General features: G+C 49.7%; 18 protein-coding genes. 8 read left to right on the plus strand and 10 right to left on the minus strand.

Features of this window, described 5'->3' with window-relative positions; genetic code table 11:
- Nucleotide 1: 1 nt before the first annotated feature.
- The 10 genes from EBB54_RS01735 to EBB54_RS01780 all read right to left on the minus strand — a co-directional run bounded on the left by EBB54_RS01735 (nucleotide 2) and on the right by EBB54_RS01780 (nucleotide 10,825).
- Nucleotides 2–1,033, minus strand: a complete 1,032-nt coding sequence (locus EBB54_RS01735; protein ID WP_125126088.1) for a glycosyltransferase family 2 protein — start codon at nucleotides 1,031–1,033, stop codon at nucleotides 2–4.
- Complete coding sequence (locus EBB54_RS01740) at nucleotides 1,002–1,985, minus strand: glycosyltransferase family 2 protein (protein ID WP_125126089.1); 984 nt, start codon at nucleotides 1,983–1,985, stop codon at nucleotides 1,002–1,004. The genes EBB54_RS01735 and EBB54_RS01740 overlap by 32 nt, the downstream gene beginning before the upstream one ends.
- A 37-nt stretch (nucleotides 1,986–2,022) precedes the next feature.
- Nucleotides 2,023–3,087, minus strand: coding sequence for a glycosyltransferase family 4 protein (locus EBB54_RS01745; RefSeq protein WP_125126090.1), 1,065 nt, complete (start codon nucleotides 3,085–3,087; stop codon nucleotides 2,023–2,025).
- Nucleotides 3,084–4,343, minus strand: coding sequence for an O-antigen ligase family protein (locus tag EBB54_RS01750; protein ID WP_004072996.1), 1,260 nt, complete (start codon nucleotides 4,341–4,343; stop codon nucleotides 3,084–3,086). Before EBB54_RS01750 ends, EBB54_RS01745 begins: the two co-directional genes overlap by 4 nt.
- 65 nt (nucleotides 4,344–4,408) lie before the next feature.
- Nucleotides 4,409–4,924, minus strand: a complete 516-nt coding sequence (pssE, locus tag EBB54_RS01755) for a PssE/Cps14G family polysaccharide biosynthesis glycosyltransferase (protein ID WP_125126091.1) — start codon at nucleotides 4,922–4,924, stop codon at nucleotides 4,409–4,411.
- Between the two features lie 9 nt (nucleotides 4,925–4,933).
- The gene (pssD, locus tag EBB54_RS01760; protein ID WP_125126092.1) at nucleotides 4,934–5,404 is read right to left on the minus strand and encodes a PssD/Cps14F family polysaccharide biosynthesis glycosyltransferase; all 471 of its coding nucleotides are present in this window, start codon (nucleotides 5,402–5,404) and stop codon (nucleotides 4,934–4,936) included.
- Nucleotides 5,401–7,281, minus strand: coding sequence for a GGDEF domain-containing protein (locus EBB54_RS01765; RefSeq protein ID WP_125126093.1), 1,881 nt, complete (start codon nucleotides 7,279–7,281; stop codon nucleotides 5,401–5,403). Before EBB54_RS01765 ends, pssD begins: the two co-directional genes overlap by 4 nt.
- Entirely contained in the window at nucleotides 7,278–8,723 is a 1,446-nt protein-coding gene (locus EBB54_RS01770) for a YveK family protein (RefSeq protein ID WP_125126094.1), read from the minus strand. The genes EBB54_RS01765 and EBB54_RS01770 overlap by 4 nt, the downstream gene beginning before the upstream one ends.
- 18 nt (nucleotides 8,724–8,741) lie before the next feature.
- Complete coding sequence (locus EBB54_RS01775; RefSeq protein ID WP_125126095.1) at nucleotides 8,742–9,668, minus strand: metallophosphoesterase; 927 nt, start codon at nucleotides 9,666–9,668, stop codon at nucleotides 8,742–8,744.
- 314 nt (nucleotides 9,669–9,982) lie between these two features.
- Nucleotides 9,983–10,825: a tyrosine-type recombinase/integrase gene (locus tag EBB54_RS01780; RefSeq protein ID WP_125126096.1), complete on the minus strand. Its 843-nt coding sequence runs from the start codon at nucleotides 10,823–10,825 to the stop codon at nucleotides 9,983–9,985.
- Between the two features lie 393 nt (nucleotides 10,826–11,218).
- Here EBB54_RS01780 and EBB54_RS01785 point away from each other — a divergent pair, with 393 nt between their 5' ends.
- From EBB54_RS01785 to EBB54_RS01815, 8 genes are all read left to right on the plus strand, one after another.
- Entirely contained in the window at nucleotides 11,219–12,370 is a 1,152-nt protein-coding gene (locus EBB54_RS01785; protein ID WP_125126097.1) for a tyrosine-type recombinase/integrase, read from the plus strand.
- A 109-nt stretch (nucleotides 12,371–12,479) separates the two neighbouring features.
- Entirely contained in the window at nucleotides 12,480–12,638 is a 159-nt protein-coding gene (locus tag EBB54_RS30000) for a hypothetical protein (protein WP_154677759.1), read from the plus strand.
- A 233-nt stretch (nucleotides 12,639–12,871) separates the two neighbouring features.
- Entirely contained in the window at nucleotides 12,872–15,064 is a 2,193-nt protein-coding gene (locus tag EBB54_RS01790; protein ID WP_125126098.1) for an NAD-dependent epimerase/dehydratase family protein, read from the plus strand.
- A complete protein-coding gene (locus EBB54_RS01795; protein ID WP_125126099.1) occupies nucleotides 15,061–16,017 on the plus strand; it encodes a hypothetical protein in 957 nt (318 codons plus the stop codon). The genes EBB54_RS01790 and EBB54_RS01795 overlap by 4 nt, the downstream gene beginning before the upstream one ends.
- A 12-nt stretch (nucleotides 16,018–16,029) precedes the next feature.
- Nucleotides 16,030–17,868, plus strand: coding sequence for a DUF2194 domain-containing protein (locus EBB54_RS01800; protein ID WP_125126100.1), 1,839 nt, complete (start codon nucleotides 16,030–16,032; stop codon nucleotides 17,866–17,868).
- Nucleotides 17,869–17,884: 16 nt separating this feature from the next.
- Complete coding sequence (gene pelF, locus EBB54_RS01805) at nucleotides 17,885–19,414, plus strand: GT4 family glycosyltransferase PelF (RefSeq protein ID WP_125126101.1); 1,530 nt, start codon at nucleotides 17,885–17,887, stop codon at nucleotides 19,412–19,414.
- A 3-nt stretch (nucleotides 19,415–19,417) separates the two neighbouring features.
- The gene (pelG, locus tag EBB54_RS01810) at nucleotides 19,418–20,890 is read left to right on the plus strand and encodes an exopolysaccharide Pel transporter PelG (RefSeq protein WP_125126102.1); all 1,473 of its coding nucleotides are present in this window, start codon (nucleotides 19,418–19,420) and stop codon (nucleotides 20,888–20,890) included.
- Nucleotides 20,891–20,966: 76 nt separating this feature from the next.
- Nucleotides 20,967–21,341 carry a hypothetical protein gene (locus EBB54_RS01815; RefSeq protein WP_125126103.1) on the plus strand — a complete coding sequence of 125 codons (375 nt, stop codon included), beginning with the start codon at nucleotides 20,967–20,969 and terminating at the stop codon, nucleotides 21,339–21,341.
- Nucleotide 21,342: the final 1 nt, after the last annotated feature.

A 21,342-nucleotide genomic window follows, 5' to 3' on the forward strand; every position in this document is an offset into this window, starting at 1 on the left:
TTCACTCCATCCCTGGGGTTTTGCCAGAACCCTTTTTGATGTACTTGTAGACAGCGGCAATTCCATGAAAAGCGGTCCTGCTGACATACAGCACCAGGATCGAAAACCTGGTCTTTTTATCCCGGCAGAGCGCCAGCGACTTCCAGCTAAAATGATGCCGGATGTTCTCCCGGAACCGTTTCAGATATGCGGACAGATCGGCTCCCTTGGTTCCTCCTTCCACAGCCTGCATGGCCAGGCGCACAACGGTATCCATGGCCAGGAGCTTTAAGCCTGGAACTGCTTCCGGGAAGTGGACGGAAGCATCCGCACAGATATGATCCAGAACGGAAAGCACCGTGCATCGTTTCTCATCAACGCCGCTGTTGATCAGGCTGCCGGGCCTGTAAAGGTAGTGGTACAGCGTATCCGGAAAATAGCGGACCGTTTCCGCATCCTTTAACATCTGATAGAAAAAAAGAAGGTCCTCGCAGCAGAGGGCGCGCTCATCAAAGGGATGCCGTTTTACATCTTCTGCCGAATAAAGCTTCCCCCATACATTCCAGAGGAAAGGGGTCCGCCGGGCCAGGCAGCAGACGGTTTCGGCGGCGGAATAGGTGCCTGCAGGCGTATTGGATTTCCCAAACCCCTCGATCCCGCAGATACTGATGTCCGCTTTGCATTCCATGAGATTGTCATACAGCTTTTCCAACAGGTTCGGCTTTACATAGTCGTCCGAATCAATAAAAGAAATATATTCTCCGGTGGCCCTGCCAATGCCCTCGTTTCTGGCAGCGGACAGCCCGCGGTTTACGGGAAAATGAACCACCTGCATCCGTTTGTCCCGGGCCGCGTAAGCGTCGCAGATGCTTCCGCCCTGGTCTGTGGACGCGTCGTCTACGAGGATGATTTCTATATTTGAATAGGTTTGCGCCGATATGGAATCCAGACATTTTTCAAGATAGGATCCCACATTGTATACCGGCACGATGATACTGATCTTTGGCTTATTCGAATCCATTTTATCTGCCCTTCCACCGTTTGATCTGTCCATAGACACGTGCAGCCTCCTGGAAAACCGACGCACCGGCGTACAGCAGCAGCGCCGCTGCCGTCACTTTTTTCTCCTGGCAGAGCATAAGCGCGTTCCGGCTGAAATGCCGCCGGGTATTCTGACAGAGCCGCTTCAGATATCCGTACAGCATACCGGACGGCATGTCTGCCTCCACTGCAAGCATGGCCAGACGGGTGTTGGTATCCAGGGCAATTTGCTGGAAGCCTGCCAACGCCTCCGGAAAACGGACGGAGGCATCCCGGCAGATCTTGTCATGCACCAGAAGGGCGGTGCACTTCCGGTCGTCCACGCCGCTGTGTACCTGGCTGCCTTCCCGGTTGACATAATGGTAAAGCCGGTCCGGCAGATAGCTGACCCGGTTGGAGGATTTTAAAATTTCATACAGGAACAGAAGATCTTCGCTGTAAAAATAACGTTCGTCAAAAGGATGTTTTTTTACAAGCTCCATTGTATAGAGCTTCCCCCAGGGCACGTGATTGAAAGGGACGCCATGTGCCAGGCAGCAGACGGCCTCAGACCGGGAAAATGTACCCGGGGGACCTCCCTGAAGCTTGATTCCATCGGCGCCGCAGGCACTTACATCGGCACCATTTTCCAACAGGTTGTCATACAGCTTTTCCAGCAGGCAGGGCTCTACATAGTCGTCGGAATCAATAAACGAGACAAAGGCCCCGCAGGCCCTGCGGATGCCCTCGTTTCTGGCAGCGGACGGGCCACGGTTCTCTGAAAAATGCAGGACAGTGATACGACCGTCACGGGCGGCGTAATGGTCACAGATCCTGCCGCTTTCATCGGAGGAGGCGTCGTTTATAAGGATCACCTCGATAGTTTCATACGTTTGAGCCAGGATTGAATCCAGACACCTTCCAATCCAGGCTTCCACATTGTATACCGGTACGATCACGCTGATCATCGGTTTTTCCTGTTCCATGGGTTCTTCCTCCTATGTCATTTTATGTACATCCGTTTTACTCAAGGTTCATAACCTGTCTGTAATATTCGGCAAGCCGCTCATGCATCCGCCGGATGCTGAATGTATGTTCCGCTTTTTCCAGATTGTTTCGGGACATGGCTTCCAGCATCTTTACATCGCTGCTGCAGCGCAGCATGGCTTCTGCCAGCGCGGCAGTATCTCCGGGTTCCACCAGGATTCCGTTTTCCTCCGTGACGACCTCTGGAATCGCGCCTACGGCGGTGCTTATGATGGCCTTGCCGGCTGCCATCCCCTCCAGGATGGATACGGGCAGACCTTCGTGGTAGGAGGGGAGGACCAGGACTGCGGCCTGCTTCAGGCAGTCCAGTTTCTCCTCCCGGCCAATCCAGCCAGGCACCCGGATCTGACGCTGGAGTCCTTTTTGGGCAGCCAGGGAGCGGATCTGTTCCATATCCCCGTCTCCCGCCATACAGACGGTGAGATCAGGGTTTCTTCGGAGGGCAAGCTCCAGGGCATCAACCAGGTCATAGGCCCCTTTTCGCTCGCCAAGCCTGCCCAGCATGAGAAAGGAATTGCGGTACTTTGACACGTCCGCGGCTGCAGAAAGGAATTGGGCGGTATCAACCCCGTTGTTCAGCACCCGGCAGGTGTCGATGTGAAAGCGGGCTTCCAGTTCCCTCTTCCAACTGTCAGACAATGCCAGCACCAGATCCGCCTGACGGATAAAACGGTCCACGATCTTCTTTCTGCGCGTCCCCAGCCTGTCGTAAAACACCAGATATTCCGCGCCGTGGATATGTACGATTGCTTTTTTTCCGGCCTGTTTTATTTTTCGTAGATAAAGGTTCTTTCGGAAGGTGCTGCCTTTTTCTGCGGTGTGGATGTGGAACAGGTCATAATTTTTATACCGAAGCAGAAAACGCAGATAGCCGTAGGCGGAATACAGCAGCCGGACCGCCAGGCTGCCGTCGATATAGGATGGGAAAATGTCGATCTGAAACTCTTGGTTCAGAGATGCGCTTTCCCGGATTCCGCGGATAACCTCAGCCATCCCGCCGCAGGAGCGGGTATCGCTGGGGCCGATGACTAAAACCTTCATGATGCATCCTCCCATTGCGCGCAGTGCTGTTCAAGCGCCTTGTCCGCCAGGGAATCCATATGGTAGGACATGGGGACCAGGGCGCAGGCGATCATGGTATAGGGGTAGTAGATCGTATTGTCTGTGGCGTACAGCACAAAGCAGTAGATACAGATACTGAGAAACAGGCAGCCTGCATTTTTTCCGCCCTGCCGGAACCAGTAACGGAGCCTTACGATCAAAAAGCACCAGAGCCAGATCCAGTATCCCACAAACCCCATATTCAGGTACATGCGCAGAAAATCGTTGTGGATCTGCATGATCGTCCTCTGGGGAGTCTGGAATACGGCGCCGGTCTGCCAGTCCACATACCGCTCAAATCCAATCCCCCTGCCCATAAAGGTGAAGTTGATATCGTAGTAGGGCTCCAGGTTTGTAAACATGCCCAGACGTCCTTTGGTATCAATCTGAAGCGCTGTCTCCAGGTATTCAAAAAGGCCCAGGCGGATTCCCGCAATGTACAGAAAGCTGACCAACATCATCCCCACGGCCAGGCACAGCGCCGTCTGTCTGGATGCTTTTTCCGGCAGCAGGCGCAGGATGAAGGCCACGAGGAATCCAAGCAGGATGGCGGGAATGGCAATCCGTTTCAAACCGAGAACAAACAAAAGGGCCACTACCAGCATCCAGAGGAAAGAGTGTGAGACTTCCTTCCGGTTCAAGAGCAGGTAGAGTATGAAGGGACCAAACGCAAAGGTCAGGTCGTTGATCTCCAGTTTCGTCATGAGGGGGCCGCTTTCCACTGCGAAGGAGAGCAGCAGCGTGCGAAATTCCATCAGAAAAGGCCCAAGCCCGCCTTCTGCGATCACCACCAGGACAAGCAGAAAATTTGCGGCGCACATGGAACCCAGACAGTACCAGATCCCCTTTTCACCAAACAGGTACAGAGTTGCTACAGCCACACAGACCGACAAAAGCTGCGGAATGATCATGCCGATACCGTTTGCGATGGTGACGGCGTCCGCTCCGGACGCCACCCAGATGACCGAGGAAAAGAGAAAGGGGATCAGGTAGGGCAGGACCTGTACCGCAGTATGGCGGGCCAGAAGGACGACTCGATTGAGCCGTACCGTGGCCGTAAAATTCAGCAGCGCAAGAAACAGAATCGCGAACGCACAGGGATTTTTAAGGCTGAAATCAACGCCCCCCACTTTAAAATATGTATCCTGCAGAAAGAACATTGCAGTGGCCAGTATAAAATAGATGATTGAGATCAAGCTTCAAACCTCCCTGGTATAAGTGTAACGCTCCGCTTTATCGGACCGGGCACCCCCCGGCTCAGTCATGGGAGCACGGCAGTATCCGTGACAGTTTCAGGCAGATACGACCGGAGAACATCGTCAACGGAGGCGAGAAACGTCTCCGTATTGGACTGGTATGTATCAAACTGGTGATTGCGGACCACCGGCAGTATCTCCGGCAGGAGATCCACGTCCGGACAGGTGTACACCAGATTCATATCGTGAAATCGCGCCGGCAGCTCCAACTGGTGGTCGTCCACATGCTCCCCGTATCTGGAAAGACGGGGAACTACGATAGTTTTCTTTCCGCGTTTTACGGCGTCAATGATCGTGCCGGTGCCGCCGTGCGTAATGAGGACCGTGCACGATCCGAGCATTTCCGAAAACAGGGCCCGGTTATAGAAAGGCTGGTACCGGCAATGGGAAGGCGTATAATCGCTGGCGCCTGTCTGGATCAGAACCTCTTCCGTGATGGCGCCTTCCTGAACCATCTGATCCACCTTTTTCAGCAGGCGGTTAAAGGGAAACTTTTGGGAGCCGACGGTTACAAATATCATAGGATCACCTCAATAGATACCTCCGAGATACACGGCGCCGGGATAGAACTCCAACAGCTCAGGCCATTGGACATAGAAGCGGTCCGCGAACCGGTAGAGAAATTTTCCTGTCCTGGTAGGACTGTGGACATTGGCATAGGATTCGATAAAAACAAGCTTTGCCCCCCATATTCTGGACAGCAGGCAAAGCGGGATGACTGCGAGAACGCCGGTGGTTATGACCACATCCGGCTGTTCCGCAGACAATATCCTGAGGGAAAGGAAGGCATTTGCAAGCAGCCGCAGGAAACAGCTTTTTTCCCGGCGGTTGACCTGCTGCAGATAGTAAAACCGGATTCCTTCCTCAGACGCTTCGTACAGGGTGCGCTCTGTGACGATGAAACTGTCGTACCGGCCCATAAGGGGCCGCAGCATCATGAGCTCTTCCAGATGGCCGCCGGATGATGCTGCGAAACAGAGCTTTAATTTTTCATTTTTCAAAACCGATCATCTCCTGCATGAGTGCTGTTGGCCCGCTTCATGGCGGTAGACAGCAGTTCACGGATATAATAGCATTGTTCTTCGCCGGCACAGGCGGAGCCGCTCTGCAGTCCGATATGATAGCCGCGCTCCCCGGCCTTTTCCTCCATGACGAGACCGATCTGGGTCAGGGCTGCGTTCACCTGCTCCCGTTCCAGCGCTTCCGCGAAGAGCAGATACTGTCCGGCCCCGTTATTGCCCACAAACAGCTTGTCGGAGGGGACGAATACGGAAGTCAGGACTCCAACGAAATCCTTGATGATCTGATCCCCGGCTTCGCGGCCCAGACGGGCATTTTCCGCCTGCAGGTTGGCCAGCTTAAATACGATACAGGCAAAGCTCTCCGGTATCGGACGGCGGTCCCGGGCCGTAATGAACTGGTCGCATTTCGCACGGTTGGGAAGTCCGTCCACCTTGTTTGTGAAAGCATAGTATTCGATAAAATCTTCGACCCTGCCGAAAAGCGCCGCGCCGGCACAGCCCAGGGCTCCGAAGATCACAACGATCAGGATGGTGAAGATCAGGATCGGAAAACGTTCCGTAACCCGCACGCTGGAAAGCATGGAAATGTTCCGTACACCCAGATATTCGTTGTATTCATCGTTAGTCTCATAGTAAATCGTCTGGAGCTTATTGATCTTTTCCGCCAGGCGTTCGATCTTGGCCTGGATCTCATCCTGAACCTCCTGAGGAGAGCTGGAGGGCGCGCCGGTGAATACATCCAGAATATAGTTATTGTATTCCCGGTCGATCAGGTTCTGCTCGTAGAGGGTGCGGTCTTCGATATACTGCATCATCAGCAGGTCGTATTCCGCCGTCCGGTCTACGGGCTCCCAGTCGTCTTCCTCATACTTCCGGTTCCAGTCGTCGTATACGTTGGGCAGCACATAGTTGCGCAGAGCGCTCTCCCGGGTCTGGTCGATGGTATTCGGATCTGCCTCCGGTGTGTTGGTGGCGCTGAACTCATCCATGGCGTTTTCATAAGAGGAGATGATGCCGCGGATTCGTTCCACCTCAAAGGACACCGCGCTGTTGGAAATCTCCAGGTCATTGTTCCTGTTTTTATATTTGTCCAGGAGCAGGCCGCAGTCCTTTGTGATCTTACCTTCCAGAATCTCGGAAAGGAGCTCGCGGACTTCTACATCCTGGATAAACTCAAATTCATTTTTCAGATCCTGGAAGCTGCGGCCGGTTTTGCTGGAACGAAAATCCATATCCCATTCTGCCTTGTTGGCCAGATGCTCCGTCATACTTTCCAGGGTTTCATCCATGACCTCGGCCATTTCCAGATAATCGTAGCCCTTTGTGGAGATGTCGCTGACCGGGTTTGCGGCCAGGCCGGTGTTGACATGGGATTTTCCGTAATAGCTGGCGTATTCCTGCAGCACCTGGTTCAGGATCTTGCGCGGATACTCCTTGCCGTTTCTGACGCCGCAGTTGAAGGAGACCAGAAACCGGGTCGGTATGAACTCATAATCCTCTTCCCCGTTGTCCAGCTTGGCCTGCTGGATCAGAAGATCTTCATCTGTGATGATGGGTTCCGCATGGATGTTCATACGGATGTCATCCGTGGTTGCCTCTGAAAACTCAATCCCAAGCGCCCGCATCGCATCGGAAACCAGGTTGGTGGCGTAGATCTCGGACGGGTCGATGGGGGTATCATCCGGGGAGAGCCCTTCGGCAGCTCTGGAACCGGTATATTCAATCACTGTGACCGCGGTATACTGCTGGATATACAGCTGGGCGATCAGGTAAAAAGCGATGCCTGCCAGAATGGAAAACCCGGCGATCGCTTTACGGTATTTTTTTAAATAGCGAAAAACATCTAGTTCTTTCATGACGCGTCCCCCTTCTCTGTTTTTCCGTTTTTCCTGCCAAGTCTCCAGGTTCTATGTCCGGCTGTGCGGACTTTGCCGCTGTCCTGGCAGAACGGCTCCAATAGCATATTCCCGCCCAGTGCGATGACAAAAAGGAGCGTGAGCAGAAGTGCGTCAACGGCGATGCCTGAGGCTGACGGCGAGCTGAAGCATACCTGTATGTAGCCGTCCCGCTTTTCTGCAATATAGGTATCACACAGTGTTCTGCTCTGCTCGGCCAGATTCAGCAGTTCGTTTTTCAGGCTGTCGATCTGACGGTCTGCTTCCTCATAGGCATTGGAAGGAGCCTGGCTTTTTCCGACCTGCGCGGAGGCGTAGGTGTTGTGTTCCATTTCCTCGACCAGCTTCGTGGCCTCCGCCAGAAATTCCGTTGCTTCCTCCGCGAAGTAGTCCACGCCGACCTTTGTCCTGGACATGTAAAATTCCTGTTCCACATCGTAGGTAGGAATCAGAACGAAACGGGTCATAAACGCATCGTAAATATCAATGGCTTCGATGCGTACGTCATGTGCCGCCATCTCCTTTAGGCGGGTGTTTTCCAAAAGGTGGTTTGCGTACTGCATCCGGGACTGATAGGTGTCCTTGTTTGTGGAGAGACCTTTCTCCAGAATAAAAGCTCCGTAGCGTTCCAGCTCGATATTGATGTAATTTTCAATTTTCTGGTACAGGGAGGAGAAGGTTTCCTGATCTTTCTCCGCACGGAAGCTGCTGCTCTCGCTGCTGTAGCCGGGGAGATAGTCTCTGACCTTTGTGGCCTGCATCTGCAGATAATCCTTTACGTCCAGGTATTCCATTCCCTCCAGATCCTCAAAGGAGAGATCCAGCACACTGTCATTTTCCGCGTAATTGAGGGTAAAATCTTCCCGGTATACGTCTGCCAGAAAGTTCAGGACCGTCTGGGGCTTCGTATGGTGGAGGGATACGCGTTCCGAGCAGTGAATCCAGTATTCCGTTGAAATTTTCAGATCGGATTCCTGGGAAACATCCAGTTTTTCCGAATCCAGGGGAGTGGATATGGACAGATAATCGGACAACTGCTCCGGACTCATCTTCAAATTGCCGCGCTGAATGACTTTTTCAAGGATGTGTTCGGACAGGATATTGGATTCGTTGAATCTGGTGGCGTTGGGGTTCTGCCCCCGCGCCGCCTCCTCGTAGTTGAAGATCATCAGCATGCCGGGAGTCCAGAGCTCAGTCAGCAGGCGTCCGATGAAGTAAAGCAGAAAGAAGAGCGCTCCAAATAAAGCGAGCTGTCTTTTCTTTTTGGCCAGGGAGCCAACGCCGTTTTTAAGCCCTGAGATCTGCAGCTTCGATTTCGCTCTCAGGAAACGCCAGCCCAGAGATATGTACAGAAGAAGCATACACAGCATCAAAACAGGTTTTACCATACTTAACAGAATCATATTGTATTCACTCCTTTACTATTTCTGCGGAACATCCGGTTCCTTGCGGATGTTGATGTCGATGACCGCCAGCTCGGGTCTGTTGTTGATCCGGGGAAATCCACTGTGCCCGCCCATCCCTCTCGAAACAAAGATGGTACTGTCCGTCAGCCGGTACATTCCGCCGCTGTATTTTGGAAAAAGGCCGGTATCTCCGTGGAAGAGCCCGCCGATCACGGGAAGGCGTACCAGCCCGCCGTGGAAGTGCCCGCAGACTCCTAAGTCTATCTCCGTGTCAGCCAGATGCTCATAGTAGAGCGTAGGGTAGTGGGAGATCAGCAGCTTAAATTCCTCGCTTTTTTCATACTCTTTGATAAATTCCTCTCCGTATTCCTCATATCCCTCCGGAGCCGTGGTCAGCCCGCCGATCAGGAACGGTGTCTTGTGGATTGTGACCGATTCGGCACGATTGATCAGGACGTGGACGCCTTTTTCAGCAAGCATCTCTTCAAGGGGAATCCCTTTTTCATAGAGCAGATGGCTTTCGTGGTTGCCGGGGCCATAGTAGACAGGGGCGATCTTGAGCAGCTCATCGCACAGGTTCATCAGGATCTCCAGATTGTCGTCGTCTGAATTGACCATGTCTCCCGCGATCACGATCAGGTCTGGCATCAGGGCGTTGATCTGTTCTGTCAGCTCTGAGTTGCCTTTGCCAAACTCATGGTTATGCAGATCCGACAGAACCACCAGGCGGGTATTTTCCGAGCCTCTTATTTTGGGGGAGTGCAGGTGGTAAAATGTGACCTCCAGCTCGTCGGAAAGCAGATAGCGTCCCCCCAGAACCAATATGGCGGCAGCGAGGAGCAGGAATAAAAACGCCCATTTTCGGCGTTTTTTGGTACCTCCCTGAACTGCCGCTGAGTCAGCCGGGCTGACTTCTTGATTTTTTTTGTTTTTCTTTCGCATAGTCCCTCCTCTTTGACGGAATTACAAAATCCGCATTTTGTTTGAGAAGCGGGCCAGGAGAACATCTTTTAGCGGACACATCCGCCATACGGCAGAAAAATAAAGTTTGAATCATAAAACATGGATTGAATAACCTGATTTAGCCGAAAAAAAAGACTGTGAAACACAAAGATGGGTATAAAGAAACAGGAACATAAGCAAAGCATATGTCCGTTTTTACTCTGATATATTGCATCGTGTCGAAAAACCACCGTGAAAATGTGCGAACCATAAAGCTGTCTCTACAACATGAAATGCTGCGTTGTTTAGGGACTCTAACTGATCAATCTCAGACTTTCCAACTGCCGGGCATGCTCCGTGCCGGTAGTGACTAGATAGATCCGGGTTGTGTCTATACTGCTGTGCCCCAGTACATCCGCCAGGCGCACGATATCTTTACATGCGTTATAAAAGCTTGCCGCGAAGAGATGCCGGAGATTGTGTGGAAAAACCTTTGAGGCTTCCACCCCGGCAGATGCGCACAGCGCTTTCATTTCCTTCCAGATCTGATTTCTTGACAAAGCGTTTCCGTTTTTTGCAATAAAAATCCGCCCCTTCTTAATACCATGCTTTTGCGCATATTTCCTCAATTTTCGGCAAAGCTTACCGGGCAGCAGGATTGTCCGGATTTTTCCTTTCAGGGAGATATCCGTTCGTCCATTACATACAGCTTCTACGGTAATGTATTGTACCTCTGAAACGCGGATGCCTGTGCTGCAGATTGTTTCCATCAGCAGACACAGACGCTTTTTTCCCTGCATCTGGGCGGTGTGCAGAAGCTTCATATACTCTTTCCGGTCCAGCTCTTTTGCCTGCTCCCGGAACATTTTACGCTGAATGTGAAGAAATTTTACCCGGCATTCTTCCCAGCCCATAAATCGGAAAAATCCGTTTATAGCTGAAAGCATCGAATTGATCGTAACGGGGACATACGACATGCCCGCCAGATATTCTTTCCAGCCGGCGGCATTTTCTCTGCTCACTTCTCTCTTATCAAGCCAGGAAAAAAATGCCTTTATATCGCGCAGATATTTTTCGATTGTCCCATCGCTGCGTTCCTCGCGGCGGAGATACTCTTTATAACTGTTGATATCCTCATTTGTCATCTGATAGTTCATGATATCCTCCTTTTTGTTTTCTCTTTGGATGCCTCGCACACCTGTATTTATCTTAACACGAAATATATGGCCGGAAAAGCCAGGAAGGAAGAATCTATATGCTCATTCTTCCCCGTAAAGAAAATGTCGCAGAGTGTCCTACTCTGCGACATATTTCCGCCCTTGATATTGAGTAAATATTAACACGTTTTGTACATATTTTCAATACTAATCTATGAGATTAGCAGGATTTAACATGTGCCTAAAAAGAAAAAATAAAAAAAAGAAACATTTTTTTGCAAAGACTGAGCCTTTCGCAGTCGGTTAAACAGTCATTATCTTATATGATAATAATGTAAAATCTTCTGGATTTTATTGGCACTATGGACAGAGTGAAATATAGGAGGTACTTACATGGCAAAAGGCGAAAATATTTTCAAGAGGAAGGACGGGCGCTGGGAAGCGCGGTACATCAGATCCAGGGAGGAGGACGGCAGGATCAAATATGGATTCTGTTACGGAAAAACCTATGTGGAAGCGAAAGCAAGGGTGACGGAGGCAAAGGCAAAGCTGTTGAACGAAGCGAACCTGGATTCTGTCCTCAATAAGGAAAAATTTTCCTCTTACTGCGACTGCTGGCTGGATCTGAGAAGCACACAATTAAAAACTTCCAGTTACGTGAAATATCAAAACGGCATTGAAAAACACGTCAAACCTTATTTGGGAGAACTGTATTTAAAGGATATTACTACCGAAAAAATCTCTGCTTTTTCGCAGCATTTGCTGAATGAAAAGAAGCTATCCATCAAATCTGTACGTGATATTCTGACATTTGTTCGTTCCATTCTTTCTTACATAAACAGGCAGATTGACGGTGAACTTTCTCATGTCGAGGTCATTTATCCCCGAGAGTCTCCCAAGACCATACGTGTATTGACTGAGCAGGAAGAATCCGAACTTATCTTGTATCTGGCAGAAGGGATGAATGCAGGAAAATTTGCGGTGTATCTGGCGCTCCGCACCGGAATGCGGATCGGGGAAATCTGCGCGCTGCGCTGGAAGGACATTTCATTTGCAGACGAGACGATTCATGTCGGCAATACCGTCCAGCGTATTAAAAATATTGGAGCTCAGGGCGACTCAAAAACCGTGTTGATGATCGGATCGCCCAAAAGTGATAAATCCAGGAGGACTATACCTCTGATGCCGGATATTGCGGCGCTGTGCAGGAAGTTTTATCGCGGGAATCCGGAATGCTTTGTACTGACAGGGAAAGAAAGCTGCATGGAACCCCGGAAACTGCAGAGATATCTGAAAAGCTACACAAAAGAATGCGACATTCAGGACATTCATTTTCACACCCTCCGGCATACGTTTGCGACCCGGTGCGTAGAGGTTGGCTTTGATGTGAAAACGCTGAGCGAGGTTCTCGGACACGCAAGTATCTCAGTCACATTGGAACGCTATGTGCATCCCAATTTAAACCTCAAAAGGGAAAATATGAGACGTTTGAAAATTGTGGACTGCTTTTCTTCTGAACAGTCAGATACAGCAGTAAATCAGTAAAGGGGTCTGCCCGGCATACATTTTTTTCATCATTATCGCAGAGTAGGACACTTTGCGGCAGTCAGGATTTCTGCCTGAAATTCTACTTTCCAGGGAGGTTGGCGGAACGATGACGGGCAGAAAATGGAGTGAAAATAAAGAGTCAGAACCAAGGCTCAGTCTGGAAAAGGCGGAAGAGATTTTAAGAAATGTATACCGGGCAGCCGGTGCTGCTCCGCCTGAGAATTGCTCTGAGATCCTCCGGCGGGGAAGTGAAAAGACTTTTTAATTTTAAAAGAGAATGATGCCTGAATTACAGATATGTAACAAAATGCGGATTTTGCCAATCCGCCGAAGCGGTGTTTCTTCAAACGCAGATACAAGTATGTGAGGGGGAATATATGAATGAAATAAACAGAGAGGGTAACCAGGTCAGGACTTACAGGGGTACCCGTTTTTTATGTATGGGAGAATCAGTGTATCAGCAATAAAGACAATTTATGATGAGGATGGCAAAGAATAATGAATGTATTATTAATTGGCGGAGCCAGCAAGGTCATGGATGTCATGATCGATAAGTTGAATAAGAGCAACCACCGGATCTATCTGCTGACGGGGCAGAAAGGGAAGGACAGAGAACGCGGGATTTCACGTAAACGGGTCTTTGAGAGATATGATTTCCTGTATGACAGTGAAAGCGTCAAGGACGTCATGGAAAGTGTAAGGCCGGAAGTAGTGCTTTTTATGGGGGCCTATGATCCGAACTTTGACTGGAAATATCATGGAAGGACAGAGTCGGTCCGTTATACGTCATCCTTGATCAATATTCTGTCGGCGTATTCCATGCTGGGGGGCGGGAGATTTATCTATCTTTCTTCGCAGGAAGTGTTCAGCGGATCTTATGTGAATGATATTCCGGAGACAGAGAAGGTATCGCCGAAAGGATTCAAGGCTCTGGCAGTGGCGCAGGGAGAGGACTTATGCGGAAATTATCGGAACATGCAGGGGGTTGATACAGTGGTCCTTCGTCTGGACCGTGTATATGGGATACCGCAAAAGGGACAGGAGGAAGATAACCCCTGCTTTAAGATGTGTCTCGAAGCATTGAAAAGAGGACGGATTTCAGCCAGCAGCAGAAAGTCGTTCAGTATGCTGTTTGTGAATGATGCTGTGGAACTTGTTTATAAGGTGATGACAGCGGAAAAAACGGCGCAGTCTTGTTATCATATCTCCTCCATGGAGGAAATCAAAGAGATTGAGCTTGCCCAGATTATCATCGAAAAGATGGGAGTCGGAATCTCGATTACAGACCAGTCGGTAGGGGAAAAATACAGACATATACTGGACGGGAAAAAATACCAGAATGAATACGGGCAGCGGATTTTCACACACTATCCGGAAGGGGCGGAGCAGGTTGTATCGTTTATGAAGCGGCACAGCGACAGCTTTCTAAAATCTGAGGATACCGGAGGCGGCTGGGGAGGCAGACTGTGGCACAATACCAAAGTAGCCGTGAAAACTCTGCTTCCATTCATAGAGAACTTTATCTGTTTCTTTGTATTTCGGATGCTTTATATGCAGGCGTCTGGCAGCCAGTATTTTGGCAGGCTGGATTTTTATCTGCTGTATGTACTGTTGTTTGCAGCGATGTACGGACAGCAGCAGGCCATCTTTTCCGCACTTCTTGCGGGATTGGGCTATTGCTTCCGGCTGGATGGCGGACGTTTACAGTTTGAAGTGCTGCTGGACTACAATACATATGTGTGGATGGTACAGTTATTTATTGTCGGAATGGTCGTGGGGTATATCCGGGACCGTCTGCGCCACACCCAGGATGACAAAGAGGAAGAACTGGGATACCTCTATGAAAGGATTGAAGATATCTCGGAGATCAATGACAGCAACGTCAGGATGAAGCGGAGCTTTGAAGCCCAGCTTGTGAATCACAAGGACAGTCTGGGAAAAATCTATGAAATAACGTCCAGTCTGGAAAAGTATGCTACTGAGGAGGTGCTTTTCTATGCGGCCCAGGTTCTGGCAGAACTGATGGACAGCCGGGACGTGGCAGTGTATATTGTGGCGAACAGGGATTATGCCAGATTGTTTTCCGCAACCTCCCCGGAGGCACGGAAGCTTGGAAATTCTGTAAAATATACAGCAACAGGGGATATGTACACCGAATTGAAAAATGGACGCGTCTACATCAATAAGAACATGGAAGCAGATCTTCCTTTGATGGCAAGCGCTGTATACGGCGATGACGAGATGCAGCTGATCCTGATGGTATGGGGGATTCCATGGCAGCGTATGACTTTGGCAGAGGCAAACCGTCTGAAGGTGATTGGCACATTGATTCAGAATGCGTCGCTGCGGGCAAGCCGTTATCTGGATACCCTGAAAGGTCAGAGATATGTGGAGGGAACCAATGTCCTGAATGAGGATGCGTTTACACTTTTGGTAAGAGCATTCCTTGAGGCTAAGAGCAAAGGGCTGACAGAATGTACATTGCTGGAGATTGTGACAGGATATCAGGGATATGAACAGGCATCGGCACTGCTGGCCGGCAGTATCCGCCAGACCGATTATATGGGAACAATGGAAGGCGGAAAGCTCTATATCCTGTTATCCAATACAGATCTGGAAAATGCGGAAGGTGTTCGGGACCGTTTCAGGAGACTTGGCTATGAAAGCGTGCTAAAGGAGGCCGTAGTATGACACTGACAAGGGAAGAGCATATGTTTATATGGATGCTTATGATCAATCTGGCGGTGGCTGTCCTCTACCTTGTGTGCGGAATGTTCATTGCGGTGCCGATTCGGAAAAAAGAGAATGAAGATGAGGAATATTTGTATGACGGCAGAAAGACATATATTGTTCGATTTGTGATCATGCTGCTGTGCCCGGTAGTGGCTCCACTTTTCTTTTTTATGACACACCTGCTTTATATGACTATTTTCAGATTCCAGGTCAATCTGGAGGATGTTATTTTTGACAAGAGCCGTGTAAAGACGCAGGTAAAGGCAAATGAAGAACGGGAACGGAACGTGATTCCGGTGGAAGAGGCGCTTGCGGTAAGTGATGAGAAGAACCTGCGGATGGCAATGATGAATATTATTAAGGGAGATATGAATGAATCCTTATCTTCCGTTGCATTGGCGCTGAATTCAGAAGATTCTGAATCCGCCCATTACGCGGCGTCCATCCTGAGCGATAAGCTGAATGAGTTTCGGATGGGAGTCCACAAGCTGTACAGACAGATGAAAGAAGAGGGGCCTGACTCTACGGAATATGAAGAAGCTCTGACTGCCTATATGAATGACTTTCTGAAACAAAAGGTATTCATGGAACTGGAGCAAAACCGCTTTATCAGGATGTTGGAAGAGGCGATGGAGCGGCTTTATGAAAAGAATGCTTCGAAGCTTTCCGCAGAATGGTGTGAGAGCCTCTGCCTGCTGCTGCTGGAAAGCAGAGACTATGAAAAAATGGAAAAGTGGTGTCAGAGGCTGGAAGAACAGTATCCTGACGAACTGTGTACATATACCAGCAGGTTAAAGCTGTACTTTACAGTAAAGAACCGGGAAGCATTTTTCCAGACGCTCAATGTCTTGAAAAATTCAAATATCATCATTGATAATGAGACGCTGGAAATGATCAGGATTTTCAGCTAAGGAGAGAGGGAAATGATATCGCGTTGGAACTATCTTGCAATCACAACGGTTATGCTGGTTGTGTTTTTCCTGTTCCAGTTTACAAACGTTGCGCTGGAAAATTGGGACGGTTACGAGGAAAATTCCTATTATCAGGACAGAGAGGAACTTCCGGGGGAGGACAGTGCTTATCAGGCCGGAACCGGAATGACAGGCAGGCCGGGCAGTTTTGGAGACATGCCGGACGGTTTGCGGAGACGTGTGGTATATATCGGAGCCGAAGACAGTATGGAGAGGAATGTGGTAAATACATGGGCTTCATATACAAAGCGCAGTTTCGCAGACTATGGGACACTGGAAGAATATGAAGAAGCGGAGCATGGAGACGAGTCTCTGCGTCCGGAAATGCTGGTGATCCGCCCGGAGGATGTAAATTGGGGGCAGCGAAGCCTGTACAGAGAACTGGAGGGCTATGTGGATGCCGGTATCAGCCTGGTATTCTGCGGTCTTCCGGATGCGGATGTGATCAAGAACAATGTGCGGCTGCAGAAACTTCTGGGCATTGAAAAAGTAAAATCAGAGAAAATCCAATTGGAAGGTATTTACCTGCATGAAGGCTTCCTGCTGGGAGGAGAGGCAGTGTATCAGGCCGAGAACCAGGAGGAAAATGAAAAGAGACAGGATTTGGAACTGGTACTGCCGTGGTATACGGTAGGGGAGAATGCAAAAGTCTATATGCGCGGAATCACGGAGGAACTGCAGAAAACGGAGGAAGATTATCCGGCTGTCATCTGGCGGAACCATTTTGACAGGGCCTATGTGTTCGCGGTAAACGGCAGTTACATGGAGGATGTGACAGGGCTGGGACTTTTGACCGCAATGTCCTCTGAAAGCAGAGACTATGATCTTTACCCGGTGGTGAATGCACAGAACATGGTGATTCTCAATTATCCGGAGTTCGCGTCGGAGAATACCGCGAAGATGGAAGAACTGTATGGGCAGCCTATGTCTGGAATGATGCGGGATATTGCATGGCCGGCGGCAGTAGCAGCCTACCGGCAGAATACACTGGGACTCTCCTGTATGCTGGCTCCGGAGTATGACTATGAGGATGATACGTTTCCGAGTAAAAAGGAGCTCCAGTATTATATGAAACGCCTGAAGGAACAGGGGGGAGAGGCAGGACTGTCAGGTACGGCTATATCGGATACAGAGATCCGGCAGAAGCTGAGAGAGGATCAGCGAATCATGAGTAAAGAGCTTCCAGACTTCCAGTTCTCATCCTTCTATGCAGGCGGGCTGACCGGGGAGGAGACAGAAGCGTCGCTGCAGGAGGAACTGCTGCAGTCTGTGCGAACCGTGGTATTGGATTATGAAGGGGACAGCGAGATCATCGGATACCAGTCGGAGAATATCACAAAACAGGACATTCTGTCTGACGGTACGAAGCATACATACCGGGAGGACTTCCGGATGCGCAGTGTACAGACGGCATTGGGATACAGCAGTGTGGGGATGGATATGACCCGGGTAGCGTATCCGGAGGATGCAGATGATACGCTGGAAAAGGTGGTCTCTGAATTTAGCGGGAACGTTGGATATTACTGGAAGAATTTTAAAGGATTTTCCGGCACAACGGTATCGGAATGTGACAATCGGATTCGAAGCTTTCTGGCGCTGGATTATACGGAAAGCCGGGAGGGCGGCAGCATTCATCTGGAATTAACAGGTTCGGAGGCACCGGCATGGTTTGTTTTGAGAGCGGACGGCGAGAGGGTTACCCATATAGACGGCGGAAGCTTCACAAAACTGGAAGATCAGGTATGGCTGATCGAGGCGGAAGCTTCAGATATTATGATTGAATTGAAGTAAAAGAGGAAGGAAAAAGATGAGAATCTGTATTGTAGCGGAGGGTTGTTATCCATATGTGGTGGGCGGAGTGTCCAGTTGGATACACAGTCTGATTCTTTCATTCCCAAAGCAGGAATTTGTGATTCTGGCAATTGTGGCAGACCGCTCTCTGCGAGGGAAATATGTATATGAACTGCCTCCGAATGTGAAGGAAGTACATGAAGTATATCTGAATGACGTTGACTGGGGTAAAAAGAGGATGCATAAGCATCGTATGAACAAAAAGGAATACCAGGCCCTGAGAAGTCTTCTGCTGGGACAGAAGATCGAATGGGAGAACTTGTTCGAGTTTTTTCAGAAGAAAGATATTTCCCTGAACGGAATGCTGATGGGAAAGGATTTTCTGGATGCGGTGACGGAATTTTATCAACTGAATTACAGCCAGATGGTATTTACGGACTTTTTGTGGATGATGCGCTCCATCTATCTGCCGCTGTTTACCATATTAAAAACCGGACTTCCGAAGGCGGATCTGTACCATTGTATCTGTACCGGATATGCCGGAGTGCTGGGTAGTATGGCAAAGCATATCTATGGGGGCAGGCTTTTGATCTCGGAACACGGCATCTATACCCGGGAGCGGGAGGAAGAGCTGATTATGGCCAAATGGGTCAGGGGGATCTATAAGAATATATGGATCGAACAGTTTTACAAGATGTCCGGGCTGGCATATGACAGGGCCGACATGGTGACAAGTCTGTATGAACACGCGCGTGAGCTTCAGATCGAACTGGGATGCCCGGTTGAAAAGACCAAGATCGTACCAAACGGGGTCAGGGTGGAAGAATTTCAGAATCTTCCCGGCAGGACACAGGAAGATGAGGGGAAGATCAATATCGGTGCAGTGCTGCGCATCACTCCGGTGAAAGATGTCATGACTTTGCTGCAGGCGTTCGGATTTGCAAAGGAACGGGAACCGGCGCTGAAGCTGTGGGTTATGGGTTCCTGGGAAGAGGATTCCGAGTATGCGCAGGAGTGCTTTGAACTGGTAAAGATCATGGACATACCGGATGTGGAATTTACCGGCAATGTGGATGTGAAAGAATATTACGGCAGGATGGATATGATCGTGCTGACAAGCATCAGCGAGGGACAGCCGCTGGTGATTCTGGAAAGCTTTTCGGCCCGTAAGCCGGTGATCGCTACCAACGTAGGAAACTGCCGGGGGCTGATACTTGGAGAACATGACGATTTTGGAGCGGCAGGGATCAGTACGCGTATTATGAATGTAGAAGAAACCGCACATGCCATGATTGCACTTGCAAGGAACGAGCCGCTTCGGGTTCAGATGGGCGAGAATGGATACCAAAGAGTGATGTCACGTTTCCAGATGACGCAGCTGCAGGACACATATGAGACCATCTATAAAGATTTTGCGGATAGTATGCAGATTGCCTGGGAAACGGGAAAAGGCAGCGCAGATACAGGCCGGAAGGCAGCGGAAGAAACATGCAAACATACTGCTGAGATAGAAGAGGAGCCGGATAAGGAGAGCGGGAGGAGTTAAGACATGGCTGGTGTAGGAGTAAAATTAAATCGCATATTTGAAAAGAAATCAATCCTGGCTGATTTGCTCGGATTCGCCTATAGCCTGATTATCACGATAGCGCCGATGCTGGTGATCATCTTGAATATACTCCTGATGGGATGGATACTTGGATTCCGGACGGTTCCGTATCTGACAAGGGAATTGTTTTCCTGTACCATCCTGTATACGTTTATCTTCGGGCTTCTGGCAGTTTCGCCGTTTAACGCAGTCTTATCAAAGTATATGCAGGATGCGATCTATGAGGAACGCTACGAGGATATTCTGCCCTGCTATTATGTGGGGGCGCTGATGACACTTATACTTGCATGCCTGGTGGGAGTTCCGTTCTGCCTTTGGGAGCACTTTGTGGGCGGTGTCGCGGTGTATTATGTATTTACCGGGTTCTGCACCTATATTTCTATGATCCTGGTATTCTATTCCATGATCTATCTGTCCATCTGTAAGGACTATGAGAGAATCTCCCTGTTCTATATCATCGGGATGGCGGCGGCATTTTTTCTGTCGCTGTTCCTGCGGTTTGGATGCGGATGGGAGATTTCCTACAGCATGCTTTTTGCATTGACGGCAGGTTTCTTCCTGACTGCGGTACTGGAGTTTGCCGCTGTAAAAAGATATTTTCAGAAGAACAGCAACCGGTTTTTGCCTGTACTGAGATATTTTAAAATCTGGTGGCAATTGGTAGCGGCTAATTTTTTATATATTCTCGGGATGTATGTACACAATTTTGTGTTCTGGACGGATGACAGAAGGATGGTGCTTGTGGATACCTTTGTCTGCAACCAGCCTTATGATATGGCGACATGCCTTGCCATGTTTACAAATATTTCCGCTACGATTATATTTGTTACCCATGTGGAAATGCATTTCCATGATAAATACAAGCTCTATTCGGAATCGGTTATCGGCGGAAAGCGAAGCGATATTGAGAGCGATAAGCGGCGGATGTTCCGACAGCTGGGGAATGAGCTGATGAACCTGATGCGGGTACAGTTCATCATTTCCGTAGTAATCTATCTGCTCTGTGTCGTGCTGCTGCCGCAGTTCGGATTCGGCGGTACGATTATGCAGATCTACCCTTGTTTGGCAGCAGGGTATTTTATCTTGTTTTTGATGTATGCGGCGATACTGTTCCTGTACTATTACAATGATCTGACGGGGGCGGTGCTGACGACACTTGGCTTTTTCGGAGTGACCTTGCTGGGAAGCATATTTGCAATGAAAATGCTGACGGAGATCTGGTATGGACTTGGGGTTGTGCTGGGTTCCTTTACAGGGTGGACAGTGGCTTATATGCGGCTGCGTAGAGTGGAAAAGAATCTGGATACACATATATTCTGCCAGGGGACGCTGCTGAAACGGGCAAACGGATCAATGCCGGCGGGGATGGTGTATCAGGCAGAGGAAGAGAAAAGACGAGGCGCAGATGGTCTGTAAGAGACAGTGAGGAAATGAAAACTCCAGGCTGCAGAGGCTTTAGATTTGCGGCTTCTAAAGATGGGGGGCAGATTTGATGAGGCTTGCATTGGCAGTCATGGGTATCCTGATTATACTGGCGTCGTTCTGGTTTCGTGCTGTCAGGAAATTGACAGTGGATTTTACCGTGATGTGGGGGATTTTGGGAATCCTGCTTTTGCTGGCGGGAATCATTACGCCGCTGTCAGTCTGGATTCGAGAATGCTTTGCGGGAGCGGGGCGGGCAGCGGCCGTATTTGGAATGGTATGTCTGGCGGCGGGGGCTCAATTCAGTCTGACACTGTCCCGGCTGACAGTAAAAAATCAGGAGCTTGCGATAGAAGTATCGCTGCTGAAGCAGGAAAATGCCAGAATCTTGACTGAATTGGAAAAGGATATTAGAAGTAAGACGAAACAAGATCACGAGGAATGAG

Origin of the sequence: Schaedlerella arabinosiphila, assembly GCF_003885045.1 — a bacterium.
GTDB lineage: Bacteria > Bacillota > Clostridia > Lachnospirales > Lachnospiraceae > Schaedlerella > Schaedlerella arabinosiphila.

Excerpts from the sequence above, each read along its gene's own strand:
- EBB54_RS01735 (WP_125126088.1), bottom strand. The coding sequence starts at position 1,033 with ATGGACAGATCAAACGGTGGAAGGGCAGATAAAATGGATTCGAATAAG.
- EBB54_RS01740 (WP_125126089.1), bottom strand. The coding sequence starts at position 1,985 with ATGGAACAGGAAAAACCGATGATCAGCGTGATCGTACCGGTATACAAT.
- EBB54_RS01745 (WP_125126090.1), bottom strand. The coding sequence starts at position 3,087 with ATGAAGGTTTTAGTCATCGGCCCCAGCGATACCCGCTCCTGCGGCGGG.
- pssE (WP_125126091.1), bottom strand. The coding sequence starts at position 4,924 with ATGATATTTGTAACCGTCGGCTCCCAAAAGTTTCCCTTTAACCGCCTG.
- EBB54_RS01765 (WP_125126093.1), bottom strand. The coding sequence starts at position 7,281 with ATGAAAGAACTAGATGTTTTTCGCTATTTAAAAAAATACCGTAAAGCG.
- EBB54_RS01770 (WP_125126094.1), bottom strand. The coding sequence starts at position 8,723 with ATGATTCTGTTAAGTATGGTAAAACCTGTTTTGATGCTGTGTATGCTT.
- EBB54_RS01775 (WP_125126095.1), bottom strand. The coding sequence starts at position 9,668 with ATGCGAAAGAAAAACAAAAAAAATCAAGAAGTCAGCCCGGCTGACTCA.
- EBB54_RS01780 (WP_125126096.1), bottom strand. The coding sequence starts at position 10,825 with ATGAACTATCAGATGACAAATGAGGATATCAACAGTTATAAAGAGTAT.
- EBB54_RS01785 (WP_125126097.1), top strand. The coding sequence starts at position 11,219 with ATGGCAAAAGGCGAAAATATTTTCAAGAGGAAGGACGGGCGCTGGGAA.
- EBB54_RS30000 (WP_154677759.1), top strand. The coding sequence starts at position 12,480 with ATGACGGGCAGAAAATGGAGTGAAAATAAAGAGTCAGAACCAAGGCTC.
- EBB54_RS01790 (WP_125126098.1), top strand. The coding sequence starts at position 12,872 with ATGAATGTATTATTAATTGGCGGAGCCAGCAAGGTCATGGATGTCATG.
- EBB54_RS01795 (WP_125126099.1), top strand. The coding sequence starts at position 15,061 with ATGACACTGACAAGGGAAGAGCATATGTTTATATGGATGCTTATGATC.
- EBB54_RS01800 (WP_125126100.1), top strand. The coding sequence starts at position 16,030 with ATGATATCGCGTTGGAACTATCTTGCAATCACAACGGTTATGCTGGTT.
- pelF (WP_125126101.1), top strand. The coding sequence starts at position 17,885 with ATGAGAATCTGTATTGTAGCGGAGGGTTGTTATCCATATGTGGTGGGC.
- pelG (WP_125126102.1), top strand. The coding sequence starts at position 19,418 with ATGGCTGGTGTAGGAGTAAAATTAAATCGCATATTTGAAAAGAAATCA.
- EBB54_RS01815 (WP_125126103.1), top strand. The coding sequence starts at position 20,967 with ATGAGGCTTGCATTGGCAGTCATGGGTATCCTGATTATACTGGCGTCG.